This window comes from Stieleria neptunia (assembly GCF_007754155.1).
Taxonomy (GTDB): Bacteria; Planctomycetota; Planctomycetia; order Pirellulales; family Pirellulaceae; genus Stieleria; species Stieleria neptunia.
On the sequence record NZ_CP037423.1, the window covers coordinates 2,329,741 to 2,344,785 of the forward strand.

Annotated in this window: 9 protein-coding genes; 6 read left to right on the top strand and 3 right to left on the bottom strand. The window is 60.9% G+C overall.

Annotated elements, in window-relative coordinates; genetic code table 11:
• Nucleotides 1-119: 119 nt before the first annotated feature.
• A complete protein-coding gene (locus tag Enr13x_RS08135) occupies nt 120-893 on the bottom strand; it encodes a gamma-glutamyl-gamma-aminobutyrate hydrolase family protein (protein WP_231744157.1) in 774 nt (257 codons plus the stop codon).
• Nucleotides 894-1,867: 974 nt separating this feature from the next.
• Here Enr13x_RS08135 and Enr13x_RS08140 point away from each other — a divergent pair.
• From Enr13x_RS08140 to Enr13x_RS08165, 6 genes are all read left to right on the top strand, one after another.
• Nucleotides 1,868-2,980 (top strand): 3-oxoacyl-ACP synthase III, encoded by a 1,113-nt coding sequence (locus tag Enr13x_RS08140; protein WP_197455874.1) that lies wholly within the window; start codon nt 1,868-1,870, stop codon nt 2,978-2,980.
• A 225-nt stretch (nt 2,981-3,205) separates the two neighbouring features.
• Nucleotides 3,206-3,814 carry a 30S ribosomal protein S4 gene (rpsD, locus tag Enr13x_RS08145; RefSeq protein WP_145385553.1) on the top strand — a complete coding sequence of 203 codons (609 nt, stop codon included), beginning with the start codon at nt 3,206-3,208 and terminating at the stop codon, nt 3,812-3,814.
• Nucleotides 3,815-3,994: 180 nt separating this feature from the next.
• Complete coding sequence (gene lpdA / locus Enr13x_RS08150; RefSeq protein ID WP_145385554.1) at nt 3,995-5,437, top strand: dihydrolipoyl dehydrogenase; 1,443 nt, start codon at nt 3,995-3,997, stop codon at nt 5,435-5,437.
• 3 nt (nt 5,438-5,440) lie between these two features.
• Complete coding sequence (gene miaB / locus Enr13x_RS08155; protein ID WP_145385555.1) at nt 5,441-6,850, top strand: tRNA (N6-isopentenyl adenosine(37)-C2)-methylthiotransferase MiaB; 1,410 nt, start codon at nt 5,441-5,443, stop codon at nt 6,848-6,850.
• A gap of 290 nt (nt 6,851-7,140) precedes the next feature.
• Nucleotides 7,141-8,406 (top strand): M16 family metallopeptidase, encoded by a 1,266-nt coding sequence (locus tag Enr13x_RS08160; protein WP_145385556.1) that lies wholly within the window; start codon nt 7,141-7,143, stop codon nt 8,404-8,406.
• Nucleotides 8,407-8,544: 138 nt separating this feature from the next.
• Nucleotides 8,545-9,777 (top strand): M16 family metallopeptidase, encoded by a 1,233-nt coding sequence (locus Enr13x_RS08165; RefSeq protein ID WP_145385557.1) that lies wholly within the window; start codon nt 8,545-8,547, stop codon nt 9,775-9,777.
• Nucleotides 9,778-10,046: 269 nt separating this feature from the next.
• Here the strand turns inward: Enr13x_RS08165 and Enr13x_RS08170 are convergent, their stop codons facing one another.
• Together Enr13x_RS08170 and hrpA are read right to left on the bottom strand one after the other, a co-directional pair.
• The gene (locus tag Enr13x_RS08170) at nt 10,047-10,256 is read right to left on the bottom strand and encodes a hypothetical protein (protein ID WP_145385558.1); all 210 of its coding nucleotides are present in this window, start codon (nt 10,254-10,256) and stop codon (nt 10,047-10,049) included.
• Nucleotides 10,257-10,741: 485 nt separating this feature from the next.
• Nucleotides 10,742-14,917, bottom strand: coding sequence for an ATP-dependent RNA helicase HrpA (gene hrpA, locus Enr13x_RS08175; RefSeq protein WP_145385559.1), 4,176 nt, complete (start codon nt 14,915-14,917; stop codon nt 10,742-10,744).
• Nucleotides 14,918-15,045: the final 128 nt, after the last annotated feature.

The following is a 15,045-nucleotide window of genomic DNA, read 5'->3' on the forward strand; positions in this document are numbered from 1 at the left end:
ACACCCACGGATGGCAGAGCGTCACCACGGATCGCTGGCTGCTCTTCATCCGTGGGTACGCTCTGCCATCCGTGGGGTCATTTCAATCCGCGACGGCGGGCCTGTTCTCGGGCTGGCGATCAGGCAACCAGGCGGAGGTTTTCGGCTTCTTGGGCCTTGGCGGCGCAGATGCCTTCGATGAATTCTTCGAAGATGCGGACGTCCAGCGCCGAGGCGGCGGCACATTCGGGATGGAATTGGGTTCCGACCGCGAACCAATCCATCATTTCACTTTCGATGGCCTCGATCACGCCATCGGGGCAGCGAGCGGTCACGCGGAAACCCGGTGCGACTTCGTCGATCGCCATGTGATGGCGGCTGCTGACGCGAATCTCGCCGTCGCCGAACACGCGGCCGACCAACGAATCGCTTTCGACTTCCAGGGTGTGTCGGTGGTTGGGGTCGTGGGGGTCCAGGTGCGGAACCGCCGCCGGCAAGTCTTCCTTGATGTGCAAGAACAGGTTGCCGCCCTGTTGGATGTTCAGCAATTGCATGCCGGCTCCGATCGCCAGCAACGGGATGCGACGCTCGGCGATTTCTGCGACCAACAAACGGTCGCTGGTTTCGCGAACCGGATCCATCGGGCGAACGCTCGAATGCAACATGAAGCCGTCGTTGCGCGGATCCAGGTCTCCGCCGCCGATCATCATGAAGCCTTCCACGTGATCTAAAACGCGGGCGATCGATTCGGGGTCGTCCATCGGCGGCACGACCACCGGAATGCCACCGGCGGAAAGGATCGATTGAAAATACCCCGACGCCAGATAGGCGAACCCGGGTTTTCTGCGGTCAGCAGCTTTAAAATCACAATTGATACCAATGATCGGCTTGCTAACCAGAGCTTCGCTTGACATCCGACGTTTCCTCATAAAAGTCGCAAAATGCAAGAATGACAACGCAGCCGCGTGCTGCGTCAAAAAATGTGCACGGTTACCTGGAAGAATGCCCCGCCACTTCGGCTCGACGCAAACAAAGCGTCGGTCGGAAGTGAGGGGAAGCAGGAAAACGCAGCGGCAACGCAGTTGCGAATGAACTGGGATTGCCAAACCGAACTGCCGAGTCGGGGTGAGTCCGCTGGACTCGATGAATAGAAGAGCGATAAGAATCCATCTTGGAATCCATTGTATTCGTCCTTGAATCAGGACCGCCCCGGCGGTTTCGGCTCTGAGTCAGAAACCGGCGACGTTCCGCGGGTCTCTCCGAGCGGTGGGAAAAGTAGCGGTAGTTTTCACACGTTCCAAACAATCTCTACATCTTGTGTAAATTGGGGTGTGCTAGCACGACAGGCAGTGATAGCAATGCGTTTTTTTGCTATCAAAGCGGCCTGCGACGGCCCCGGTGACGACCGGAATGGGACCGGAACGGGACCGGTATGCATTGGGAATGCGACCGGAATGCCGCCCAGACCGCTGGCGGAAGTCGGCCCCAGGCCACAAAATCAGGCCTGCCATCGGCTCGAAATCGAACCCTGGGCTCGAAATCGAACCCTGGGCTCGAAATCGAACCCTGGGCTCGAAATCGAACCCTGGGCTCGAAATCGAACCCTGGGCTCGAAATCGAACCCTGGGCTTCAAGACCGAACAGGTAACGCGGTGAAGCATTTCTTTTCTGTGTTTTGCGGGGTGTTAGCGGCAGGGCGCGAGCCCTCCGGTTCCTCATCGCTGCCAACACACCGGAGGGCTCGCGCCCTGCCGCTAAAAAATGCTTCACCGCGTTGCCGGTCGGTGGGCCCGCGCGGCTGTGCGAACCGGCTGTGCGAACCGGCTGGGGGCCGGCGATGCGCCGCCGTCTGCTCAAACCGGCAACATCACCTGCAGGAAACGCGTCCGTGAAATTTAAGAACGTTCGACTGGCGGCCATCGGCGCGTTGGTCCCCGACGAAGTTTGGTCGAGTGACGAGATCGAACAGCGGTTGCAGCCGCTCTATCAGCGATTGAAGTTACCCGAAGGCCGTTTGGAGCTGATGTCGGGGATCGCCCAGCGCCGTGTCTGGCCGGTGGGGACTGTCCCCAGTGGTCCCAGCATCGAAGCGGGAAAGTTGGCCGTTCAGGCGGCAGGGGTGGGCGTCGAATCGATCGGCTGCCTGATTCACGCCAGCGTGTGTCGCGATTTCCTGGAGCCGGCGACGGCATCACGGGTGCATCACGGGATCGGGCTGTCGTCGGATTGCTGGGTCTATGATGTCTCCAATGCCTGTCTGGGCCTGATCAATGGCGCGATTCAGATTGCGATGATGATCCAGAGCGGGGCGATCGAAGCCGGGATTGTGGTCGGGACCGAGAACAGCCGGATGTTGCTCGAATCGACGATCCAGGCGCTCAACGGGGACACGTCGCTGCGGCGCAAGGACATCAAGGGCGCGTTTGCGTCGTTGACGATCGGTTCGGGCAGTTGTGCCTGGCTGCTGGCCCACGAGCGTTTGGCGCCCGAGGCGACCGCGATCGAGGTCGGCATCGCCGAGGCCCGCACCCGATTTCACGATCTGTGCGTCAGCGACAGCGACTCGGCCGGCGCGGCGATGCAACCGTTGATGGAGACCGATTCGGAGCAGCTGATGGCGGAGGGGATCGCCACGGGGGCCGCGGCGTTTGAGAAACTGTTGGCCGAAAGCGGCTGGGACCGCGGGTCGATCGAGCGAACGGTTTGCCATCAAGTTGGGACGCGTCATCGGATGGCGATGCTGGAATCGATGGGGCTTTCCACCGAGCGAGACAGTGTTTCGTTTCCCCAGTTGGGCAACACAGGCTCGGTGGCGCTGCCGCTGACGGTGGCTTCGGCGGCCGATCAGGGCGACCTGGCCGGGGGGGACCGGGTGGCGATGTTGGGGATCGGGTCGGGGATCAACAGCGTGATGCTGGCGGCCCGCTGGGGGCACATCCCGATCGCGGGAAACATCAAAGCGATTCAAAATGTCCCGTTGGCCTTGAAAATCCCGAGCTGAGCGGCGACACTCTGCCGCTTCCCAAAACCGACGCGCGACCGTCCTCGGAGAATCGTCTCTCCGGGTGAAAGCAGCGGATCGCGCCGGCAGCGTTTCGATCGGTTTCGATTTACCGTTCGTCCCGCAGCCCGACCCTTTTTTGATCTGTAGCGGTCCACCCGCGGCTCGGTTTTTTGCCGATCCGTCAGCAGGGCCGATTGCGGACACCCAGGAGAATCATCGTCTATGGCTCGTTACACCGGCCCCAAAGCACGCGTCAACCGTCGACTCGGCACCCTGATTTATGAAACCGCGGGTGCCGCACGCGCCCTCGACCGCCGCAACACGCCGCCCGGGATGCACGTCCGCGGCCGTCGCCCGAGTAACTACGGTGCGGCGTTGCAAGAGAAGCAAAAGATCAAGCACTATTACGGGTTGGGCGAACGCCAGTTGCGTCGCTACTTTGACGCCGTCGGTCGCAAGTCGGGCAACACCGGTGAGCTGTTGTTGCTGATGTGCGAGCGTCGGTTGGACAACGTGGTCCGCCGTGTCGGATTCACCAAGACCCGTCCCCAGGCCCGTCAAGGCGTCGCGCACGGCCACTTCCTGGTCAACGGCGTGAAAGTCGACAAGCCCAGCTATATCCTGCGTCCGGGTGACATTGTCGAAGTCCGCAACCGCGAAAACCTGAAGAACCTGTACCGGGGCGTGATCGCCAACGCGGCCCCCGATGCCCTGGACTGGGTGGCGTTTGACAGCGAGAGCTTGAAGGCGACGATGCTGGGGATGCCCGGCGCGAGCGACATCAGCTTGCCGGTCGACGCCAACGCCGTCGTCGAATTCCTGTCTCGTTAATCGAATCGGTGTGGCGTCCAGCTTGCCATCACGGGGATTCGCGGGCTGGAAGCATACGCCGATTTGCGGTTTGACAGTACAATTCAGCTTCCGTCGCGGACGCCTCGGCGTCCGTTCTTTTTTGCCCCGACGGTCGTCTCCGAAACCAACAGTCTTCCTCGCCAGATCGAATACAGAAAAATGCATAGTCCCGTTGTTGTCTTGGGCGGTGGTCCCGGTGGTTATGCGGCCGCGTTTTTGGCCGCCGACGAAGGATTGGATGTCACGATTGTCGAAGCGGAACCCCGGCTCGGCGGGACCTGCTTGTTGCGCGGCTGTATCCCCAGCAAGGCGTTGTTGCACGTCGCCAAGGTGATCCACGAGGTGGACGACTTGAAAGCGAACTGGGGCGTGGAATATCCCGGCAAACCGTCGATCGACATCGACAAGGTGCGGGCCCGCAAGGACCAGGTGATTTCCAACCTGACCGGCGGGCTCGGCAATCTGGCCAAGCGTCGCAACGTCACCGTGATCCAGGCCCGCGGCACGTTTGTCAATTCGACCACGCTGCAATTGGAAGGCGACCACGAATCGATCCCCGTCGGCGGACAACTGACGTTTGACCATTGCATCCTGGCCACCGGCAGCGTCCCCGCGATGCCGCCGGCGTTCAACATCGGCAGCGACCGCGTGATGGACAGCACCGGCGCACTTGCGCTGGCGGACATCCCCGAATCGATGCTGGTCGTCGGCGGCGGCTACATCGGATTGGAAATGGGCAGCGTGTACGCCCATTTGGGGTCCAAGGTCACGGTCGTCGAATTGGCCGAGGGGCTGTTGCCGGGGGCGGATCGCGATCTCGTCAAACCGTTGGCCAAACGGATCGACAAACTTTGCGAGGGTCGCGTGCTGACCAACACCAAGGTCGGCTCGTTGACCGAAGTCGGCGACAAGATTGAGGTCACCTTTGAGGGGCCGGCCCATTTCGGGCATGAGCAATTCGATCGCGTGTTGGTCAGTATCGGCCGTCGTCCGGTGACCCGCGGCCTGGGCCTGGAAAACACGTCCGTCGTTGTCAACGAGCGGGGCTTCGTCGAATGCGACGACCGGCAACGCACGGCCGATCCGCACATCCTGGCCATCGGTGACGTCGCCGGGGATCCGATGCTGGCCCACAAAGCGACACACGAAGGCCGGGTGGCCGCCGAAGTTCTGGCCGGCAAAGCCGCCAGCTTTGACAAGAAAGCGATCCCGGCGGTCGTCTTCACCGACCCCGAAATCGCCTGGGCCGGCATCACCGAAACCGAAGCCAAGCGAGACGGGGTGAAAGTCACCGTCGAAGTCTATCCCTGGGCGGCGAGCGGTCGTGCCCAGGCGCTGGGGATCACCGAGGGGCTGACCAAGTGGCTCGTCGACCCGGACTCCGGACGCATCATCGGTTGCGGGATCGTCGGATCGGGGGCCGGTGAATTGATCGCCGAAGCCGTCTTGGCGATCGAAATGGGATGCGAAGTCCACGACGTGACCGAAAGCGTGCACCCGCACCCGACGCTCAGTGAAACATTGATGAACGCCGGTGAAGTGCACTTCGGCACCGCCACCGAAATCTTCAAACCCAAACGAAAACCTGCGTCGGTGGGTTAATCCATGACACAACGCGTCTACATCAAAACCGTCGGCTGCCAGATGAACGTGCTGGACAGCGAAATGGTCATCGCTGACTTGAAACGTCACGGCTACACCGTCGTGGACCGCCACGAAGACGCGGATTGTGTGTTGTACAACACCTGCAGCGTCCGCGAGCATGCCGAGGAAAAGGTCTACAGCGCGCTCGGCAAGATCCGTGAATCCAAGAAGGATCATCCGGACAAACTGATCGGTGTGATGGGCTGCATGGCCCAGAAGGATCAGGAGATCATTTTCAAACGTGCGCCTTACGTCGACATGGTCGTCGGTCCGGGGCAGCTGCACACGATCCCGGATCTGTTGACCAAGCTGCGAAACGGCGAAGGCCGTCAGATGGCGATCTCGCTGGGCCGCAAGGACGACAAGCAAGCCGTCGTCGCGCGGAGCCATGAAACGTTCGACCCGCTCCGTGACCCCACGATGCGGCCGACCCCGTTCCAGGCGTACCTGCGGATCCAGATCGGTTGCGATAAATTTTGCACCTACTGTGTCGTTCCTAACACGCGTGGCCCCGAGCAAGGTCGTCCGCCCCAGCAAATCGTCTCCGAGGCGCGCGTGCTGGCCGAACAGGGATGCCGCGAGATCACGTTGCTCGGTCAAACCGTCAACAGCTACAAGTTCTCTGCCGACGGCGAAACGACGGACATGACGTCGCTGTTGGAAATGCTGCACGAGGTCGACGGGATCGAGCGGATCAAGTTCGTCACCAATTACCCCAAAGACATGACCGAACGGTTGTTGGTCGCCGTCCGCGATCTGCCCAAGGTCTCACCGTATTTGCACGTTCCCGCCCAGAGCGGCAGCGACGACGTGCTCAAACGCATGAAACGCGGCTACACGATCGCCGCCTACATGGAGATGTTCGAGCGGATCGAGCGGATCTTGCCCGAGGCCGCGGTCAGCAGCGACTTCATCGTCGGGTTCTGCGGCGAGACCGACGAGGACTTTGAAAAATCCGTCGCGCTGGTCGAACGCTGCCGCTTCAAGAACAGCTTCATCTTCCAGTACAGCGTCCGGCCCGGTACCAAGGCTGCCGAGCGATTGGAAGACGACGTCCCGCGCGAGGTCAAAGCCGAGAGGAACCATCGCTTGCTGGAAGTCCAGAACCGGATCGCCAAAGAAGAAAACGCCAAAATGATCGGCCGCGAGGTCCAGGTGTTGGTCGAAGGCCCCAGCAAGAAAGCCGCCGACGCCGATGCGGACAGCCCCGCCGTTCAAATGACCGGGCGGACCCCTTGCGATCGCATCGTCGTGTTCGACGGCAACCGCCGCCAGGCTGGGCAATTGCTGGACATCCACGTCGACGACGTCAGCAGCCACACGTTGATCGGCCGTGTCAAAACGGTCGACGTCGTCTCGATCGGGTTGTAGCGGGTGGATCGTGCGGGGCGGTGCAGTGAGCGGCGCAAGTTACCCGAACTGGATCAACAGTTTCACAGTCAAGTAATGATTCTGGCTCCCCTCTCCCCCAACACTCTGGCGAGCCCCAGCGAGCCAGAGTGTTGGGGGAGAGGGGAGTTATGTTCCAAATGATGTGCCTTCGTACATGCAAAACGGTCGATGGAGCAGGGCCCTGGGCGTCGTGCTGCTCGCCATTGCCCCCTGTGCTTCGCCGCCCGCATTCGTGACAATCCGGCCACTCTCCCCTACAGAAATTGCCTATGTCCACTTCCACCGAATCCGCCGCGGACCCATCCTCCCGCAGCGAGATCACGACGCATCCGCTGCCGTGCGGGATGACGGTTTTGGTCCAACCGATGCCTTGGCTTCGAACCGCGGCCTTCACGCTCTCGCTGCGCAGCGGCATTCAGACCGAGCCGGACAATCGAGCCGGGTTGGCGTCGATGGTCTGCGAGATGGTGCAGCGCGGGGCGGGCAGTTTCAGCAGCCGGGACCTGGTCGCGATCCAAGACAATCTGGGCATGGATCGCAACAGCGGTGTTTCGACGGCCACCGCATCCTTCGGCGCGGCGATGCCCAGCGAATCGTTTGCCGAAGCATTGAAACTGTATGCGGACATCGTCCGGCGGCCGCACCTGCCGTCGGATCAAATCGAAGATGCCCGGATGATGATGGTCCAGGAGCTGCGTGCGGTCGAAGACGAGCCGACACAGCGGGTGATGAAGCGTGTCCGCGAATTACACTACGGCTCACGTCTCGGGCGCGGCAACCAGGGAACTATGGAATCGTTGGCAGCGATCAACAGCGATGACATTCGGCAGTTTTATCAAGCCAATTATCACGCCGGCGGTGCGATCCTGACCGTCGCCGGGAGAGTCGAAGCCGACGCGGTGGTGCGGCTCGCCCAGGAAGCGTTCGGGGATTGGCGCAGCGAGGACTTTGGCGACGCCCCGTTGCCCAGCGGCGCGGCGGTGTATGAACACATCCAAGCGGCCAGCAGCCAAACCCACATCGCGTTCGCGTTCCCCAGCATCCCCTACGGTCACCCGGATTATTTCGCCATGCGTGCGGGCATCGGCATCTTGAGCGACGGGATGAGCAGCCGGCTGTTCGATCGCGTCCGTGAAAAACGCGGGCTGTGTTACACCGTCTCGGCGAGTTGTCATTCGCTGATCAACGCCGGCGGCGTGTTCGGCTATGCCGGAACCACTCCCGCCCGCGCCCAAGAAACATTGGATGTCACGTTGGGAGAGATCCGGAATCTGCCCAGCGACTTGGAGCAGAGCGAGCTGGATCGTTGGAAGGTTCGAATCGAAAGCGGGCTGATCATGGAACAGGAATCCAGTGCCTCCCGCGCCAGTTCCCTGGCCAGTGATTTTTATCAGATCGGCAGGGCGATGCCGACGGCCGAGCTCAGTGAGATCATCGCAGCGTTGACGCTCGATGACGTGAAGGGTTATTGGGAACAACACCCGCCGTCGGACTATCGAATCGTCACGCTCGGACCCGAAAAACTAAACGTTTAACCGCCAGCGGCAACCAGTGGGATAGGCTTGCAGCCTGTCGATGCCGAAAGGACGAGCCTGGCAGCCCATCCCGCCTCCCAATCCGACACCTGTTGTCCGCCTGATCCCTAGCAACGACACACCCTGTCTGAATTTCACATGCCTCAGTTCCAACACGCCACCCTCGCCAACGGACTGCGTATCGTTGCCGAGACGGATCCGCGCAATTACTCGATGTCCTTGGGGTACTTCGTCCGGGCCGGATCGCGAAACGAACTCGACCCACAATCCGGGCTCAGCCACTTTCTCGAACACATGATGTTCAAGGGGACGCAGCGGCGGAGTGCCGAAGACGTCAACCGGGAACTCGACGAACTCGGCGGCCAATCCAACGCCTACACGTCCGAAGAACAAACGGTTTACTACGCGACCGTGCTGCCCAAGTTCCAGGACCGAATCGTCGACTTGTTGACCGACATGATGTCGCCGATTCTTGATGGAGATGAATTCGAGACCGAACGCAACGTCATCTTGGAAGAGATCGCCAAGTACGAAGATCAGCCGCCCTTCGGCGGATTCGAACGCGCGATGGAAATCTACTTTTCGCCGCGCGGGTTGGGACGACGCGTGCTCGGGACCAGCGAATCGATCGAAGCGATGACGGCGGCGCGGATGCGCGACTATTTCAATCAACGCTATCGGCCCGAAAACATCGTGCTGGCCGCCTCCGGCAACGTCGACTTCGACGCACTGGTCGCCGAGATCGAAAAACGCACGGCGTCCTGGGGCGACCGAAGGGCCGCGGAAACGCTGGCCGCCGACGACTCCGAATCGATCCCCGAGGGAATCGAGCTGTCCCATCGAGTCGCGACGCCCGATGCGGTTCAGGCCTACTGCATCCAGATCGGCAACGGGCCCTCCTCGGCCAGCAGCCAGCGGCATGCGGCCCGATTGTTGGCATCCATCCTGGGCGACGAAGGCGGCAGCCGATTCTTTTGGGATTTGATCGACACCGGTCGTGCCGAAGTGGCGACCTGTTGGCCCCAGGAATTCAGTGATCGTGGGGCTTGGTTCAACTACCTGGTGTGCGTGCCCGACGATTTGGAAAGCAACCAGCGCTTCATCCGCGAAATCATCCGCAGCGTCGTGGAGAAGGGTGTCACCGAAGAAGAGCTCGAGCAAGCGATCAACAAAACGGCCGCCGGCTACATCATGCAAAGCGAACGGCCGAGCAATCGATTGTTCAGCATCGGAAGCCGTTGGTTGATCCACAACGAGTATGTCGATCTGGATCAATCCCTGGCCAACATCCGGTCGGTCGATCAAGCCGCGATCGCGGAAGTCGCCAAAACCTACTTGTCCGAAGAACCGACAGAAATCCTGGCCATGTGAGGCAACGTTGCGAAGCCTTCGTGAGCGGAAGAGTGTGAGCGGTCTGTCGCCTTCTTCGGGATCGGTTGAGTCAATGGTGAGCCGCTGGCCGTAAGACCTCGGGCAGCGTCGCAGTGCCCGGCCGCTTACGCGTCGCGGCTCACGAAATCGACAGACCGCTCGCGCCCTGCCGTTAGAACCGGAGGGCTTGCGCCCTGCCGCCAAAACCGAGTCGCACATCATTGCGCGATGGGCCCGCCAAGACGCGCGGGCGCCCCGATCACCACCGCCTACCGACGCCCGCCGTAGCGGGACTTACTGGTGACGAACCGATCCAGATCCTTTTCCATTTGGATCAGCTCCTCGTCGAGCCAAGTGGCAAACTCCGCCCGCGAGACGTCTTCGACCAGCGCGGTGAACTGATCCCAATTCGTTGTGATCACCTGCTTGGCCGATTCGCTCTTCAAACTTGGCGTTTGTTTGTCGCTGGATGTCGACATATCGAAACCCTCCGGTTGGGGGTGGTTGTGATGTGATCAAATCTGGAAACCGATTCTCAGTCCCACGTCGGCTCTGCCAGTTAGACGCGCCCACCAAGTCCGGGGTTCATCGTATTAACAAAGGTTCTTTGGGGAACAATTCTTCAGTAGCAGCAAGCCGCATGCCTTTCTTCGGGCTTGCCGCCGACTTCTTGTCACCTGACCGTGGATTGCATCCTCTTTTCACGCGAAAAACGACTCGAAAATTTATTTCTGGCAATTTCGAACTCATTCGTCGGCAAGCCCGAGTGTGTCGTTCTGGCGACGGTTTGTTGCGAAACTGCCACTTCTTCATGCAGCCGGTGTCTCCGATTGCTCAAAGAGGCCGCACTGCCATAGAATACTCCGTTATCGTCCGATAAAGGAACCTGTTGCGACTTTAAATGTTTTTTTTGCCCGATTTGAGACACGGGTTACCAGGGTCAACGAAGCGGTGACGGTGGCGGTCACTGTTGCGCCAGCCATTTTTCACAGCGCTTGGCGGAAATCTTGATCGAGGTGCCTAGCGGCTGGGCAAACAGGCTGACACGCAATTCTTCGATCATCCAACGAAATTCGTCCGCCGAGCGGGCTTTGGGTTGCTGTTCCGATTCGGGAAAACGCGCGATCCACTGCTGCCAGAGGGCGGCAACGGTTTCGGCACCCGATTGATCGCGTGATCCGGCCCCGCTACGCAATTTGTCCAGCCGATACGTGATTGCTGACAAATAGCGCGGATAGTGTTGAAGCCACCGCCAGGGTGTGACAGAAAGGAAATCAGGATGAATCAGCCAGCGGAGTTGTTCTTGCACGTCCTGGGCGACGGCGGAGAAACGCGAGCGGGAAAGTGACTCGATTTCGCTCCGCATGTTCAGGTAAGACTGGCCGAACTGCGTCAGCCATTTGGCGACTTCTTGAACGGCGACGGAGATGCGTTCGCCACGATCGACTCGCCGCGCTTCGAATTCCTCTCGGCGACGCACCAGAGCTTGATTTTCGACAAATGCGATCCGGGCTAGCAGGTCGATCAGCGACGGTTCGAACTGGGCCGCCGGAACCGCGCCGGCGAGTCGGATCTTGGTGTCATTGAGTTCGGGCAACCAGCGGACCTGGCGTCTCAGTTCCGCGCGATCGCTGATCGCGAACAAGCGGGTCAGACCCTGCCGCATGATCGCATCGGCGGTCGCTTGGTCGGCAAACAGTCCGATGGTGACCTGATCCCCCTGGTCGACCAGCGCGGGATACTGCGCGACGCGCACTCCGCCGCGCTCCCGCGTGACATCGACCGGCAGATGATCCAGATCGAAGGTCCGCATCGGATCGCTCGGCAACTCGGTATCCACCTGGCCGCCGGTGTCGCCGGACGCTTCGCCACCGCTTGTTGCGAATTGCCTGGCCAGTGGATCGACCGATCGGCCTTGCGCGACCAGGTTGCCTTCGTCGTCGACGACCGAGATCAGGAACCGCAGATGATCCTCCAGTTTTTCGTCTTGGAAATCGGATTCGCTGATCGTCATTTCCGCATGCCGTGACATCGCACTGCACAGTGCCGGCATGAAGGGAACTTGGCCGTATTGGGGCAACAGTTCTTCGTAGAGTTGCTGGGCAACGTCAGCCGCCGGAACCAGGTTACGACGGATCCGTTTGGGCAGCGATTTGATCATCGCGATGATCTTGCCGGGCAACAGCCCCGGGACGAGCCAACCGAGTCGATCGTCGCTGATTTGCGAGACTGCTGCTTGGTGGATCCGCAAGCTGACGCCATCGTCTTCGGCACCGGGTTCGTAACGATACTTCAGCGGCAATTCGGTTTTGCCGACGGCCAGCTGGTCGGGAAACGCTTCGTTGGAGATTTCATCCGTGGCGATGTCGATCAAATCGGACGGCATCATGAACAACGTCGTCTCGTCGGCCTGCATGTCGGGGCGGTCATGCAACCAGGCCGACAGGGCAGCCGAATCGGTCAAGCGGCCGACCCAATCGGGCACCGGCATGGCTTTGGCCAGTTTCTCCAGTCGTCCCTTGTCACAGACCTCGGCCGGCAGACGTTGCTGGTAGAACTGCGCGATCACGTAGTCATCGACGACCATGTCGCGTCGTCGCGTCTTGGCGGCCAGGATCTCGAATGATTCGCGGAGTGATCGGTTGTGTCGAACAAATCTGGCGTTCGTCTGCAGTTGTTGTTCGACCAGTCCGTGTTGGATCAACAGGTCGCGCGCGGTGGCCGGATCGACCGGCGGCAGCGGCACACGGCGGCGGACGACGATCGGCAATCCGAACAGGGATTGGCGTTGATAACAAAACGCACCGCCCGCCTTCTGGCTCCAGTGTGGATCGCTGAACGAGGACTTGAGCAGGTGCGCGGCGATCGATTCGATCCACTGCGGCTGGATTTTCGCCACGGTACGGGCATATTGTTTGCTGGTTTCGACCAGTTCGGCGGCGACGATCCACTTCGGTTTGGAATCGAACACGCCGCTGCCCGGCCACAGGAACAGCTTTAAATTGCGTGGACCCAGGTAGACGTTTTTTTCGCCGGCCAGGGCGACGCCGGACAGGAAACCGCTCAGCAGCGCCTGGTGGACCGCCGCGTAACGTTCTTTGGCGATCGTGTGTTTGGTTTGATCGTCGGCGAATTGAATCGTCCCGATTCGCCGTCGCGGGGACGATGCACCAGTGGCCCGCGAGCGGTTCAGGTCCAACGCGATCTCGCGGAGTTGGCGGTAGGTGTCGGCCCATTCCCGCATGCGTGTCGGCGACAGGAAACGCCGACGCAGTTGTCGCGTCAGTTTGGACCGCGAACAATCGGCGCGCGCCTGTTCGTAGTACCGCCACAGTCGGAGGAACGATAGAAAATCGCTTTCGGCGTCGCGGAATTCCGCGTGGGCCTGATCGGCCGCCTGCTGTTGGTCTTGCGGACGTTGCCGGGGATCGGGGATTTCCATCGCCGCCGCGATCGGCAAGATTTCCGGCAGCACCCCCAGCTCGTCCGCAGCCAGAATGATGCGTCCGATCCGCGGGTCGACCGGCATGCGACCGAGCGATTTTCCGATCGCCGTCAATTCTTGTTGTTCGTCGATCGCACCGAGTTCCAACAACGTCTGCACGCCTTCGCGGATCGATTCCGGACGCGGGACATCCAACAGCGGCAACGAATCCAGCGATCCGAATCCCAGCATTTTACTTTGCAGGACGACCGACGCCAGGTTCGTGCGACGGATCTCGGGTGTCGTGAAGGCATCACGCGACTCCAAGTCCATGGCCGAATACAGCCGCACACAGACGCCGGGGCCGACGCGACCGCAGCGACCGGCACGCTGTTTCGCGCTGGCCTGTGAAACCGGTTCGATCGGCAACCGTTGCAGTTTGCTGCGCGGGCTGTAGCGGCTGATGCGAGCGGTGCCCGTGTCGATCACCGAGCGAATGCCGGGCACGGTCAACGAGCTTTCGGCCACGTTGGTCGCAAAGATCAGCCGTTGTTTTTGGCCGCTGGGATGAAAGATCCGCTGTTGATCTTTTTGCGGCAACCGCGCGTACAGCGGCAGGATTTCGACGCGTCCCTCCAACCCCAAGCGTTTGTAATGACCGGCCACACGGTGGGACACCAAACGGATGTCGCGTTCGGTGGGCAGAAAGATCAGCGTGTCGCCGCCGCCGCCGTGACCGCGCGACAGATCTTTGATCCCGGCGATCACGTGCTGCGGCAAGTCGTAGGAACGATTCTCGTCGGCGACGTCTTCCCAAGGCAAATAACGCATCTCGACGGGGTAGCCGCGGCCTTCGACGGTCAAGATCGGCGCCGGTCCGTGTTCGTCGCCAAAGTGTTCGGCGAAGCGTTCGGCGTCGATCGTGGCCGAGGTGATGATCAGTTTCAGATCGGGGCGTTTTTGTAGCAGCCCACGCAGGTAGGCGAGCAAGAAATCGATGTTCAACGAGCGTTCGTGCGCTTCGTCGATGATGATCGTGTCATATTGGTCAAGGAACCGATCCGAACCGGTTTCCGCCAGCAGGATGCCGTCGGTCATCAGTTTGATCATCGTTTCGGGACCGGTCTGGTCGCCGAAGCGAACTTGGTAACCGACTTGCTGTCCGAGTGGACATTGCATCTCCTCGCACAACCGCGTGGCGATGCTGCGGGCGGCCAGACGCCGCGGTTGGGTGTGCCCGATCATCGCGGCCCGACCCCGACCGGCTTCCAGACAGAACTTGGGCAACTGGGTGCTCTTGCCGCTGCCGGTTTCGCCGCAAATGACGATCACCTGCCGCGTCTGAATCAGCTCGATGATCTGATCCTTGTAGCCCGTGATCGGCAGCTCGGACGGGTAGTCCAGCAGCGGTTGATAGGCTTCGCGTTGTTGGCGGCGGGCGATCGACTGGGCCAGCCGCGATTCGAATTCCTCGTTGGAAAGTCGCTTTTGCTGGCGTCGGAGCCGAAACTGGTCGGCCCGCATCGCGTTGTCGATCACCAACCGATCGCGGGGGATGTCGGCGACGTCGAGCAGGGTCGGGGATTCAGACGCGGGGGCTTTCGCGGACGCTTCCGGTCGGGCAACGTCGCCCTCGTCACCACCCGACGATGCCGAGGTCGCCTCGTCGGGCTCGGGCTGAGGCTCCAATCGAGGGCTGGAAGGTTTGAAATTCATGGAGCAGGGGAACAGAAAACGCGGCGAAGAAGTCAGGTGGAAGACCACACGGTACGAAATTATCGCCGGCCTGACAGTGGGCGGGGCAGGCAAACGACCAAGCCCCAGGGACACTGGCAGGACACCCG

Bases quoted from the DNA above. Each gene is read 5' to 3' on its own strand.
- Enr13x_RS08160 (WP_145385556.1), top strand. From the start codon at position 7,141: ATGTCCACTTCCACCGAATCCGCCGCGGACCCATCCTCCCGCAGCGAG.
- hrpA (WP_145385559.1), bottom strand. From the start codon at position 14,917: ATGAATTTCAAACCTTCCAGCCCTCGATTGGAGCCTCAGCCCGAGCCC.
- Enr13x_RS08135 (WP_231744157.1), bottom strand. From the start codon at position 893: ATGTCAAGCGAAGCTCTGGTTAGCAAGCCGATCATTGGTATCAATTGT.
- rpsD (WP_145385553.1), top strand. From the start codon at position 3,206: ATGGCTCGTTACACCGGCCCCAAAGCACGCGTCAACCGTCGACTCGGC.
- miaB (WP_145385555.1), top strand. From the start codon at position 5,441: ATGACACAACGCGTCTACATCAAAACCGTCGGCTGCCAGATGAACGTG.
- lpdA (WP_145385554.1), top strand. From the start codon at position 3,995: ATGCATAGTCCCGTTGTTGTCTTGGGCGGTGGTCCCGGTGGTTATGCG.
- Enr13x_RS08165 (WP_145385557.1), top strand. From the start codon at position 8,545: ATGCCTCAGTTCCAACACGCCACCCTCGCCAACGGACTGCGTATCGTT.
- Enr13x_RS08170 (WP_145385558.1), bottom strand. From the start codon at position 10,256: ATGTCGACATCCAGCGACAAACAAACGCCAAGTTTGAAGAGCGAATCG.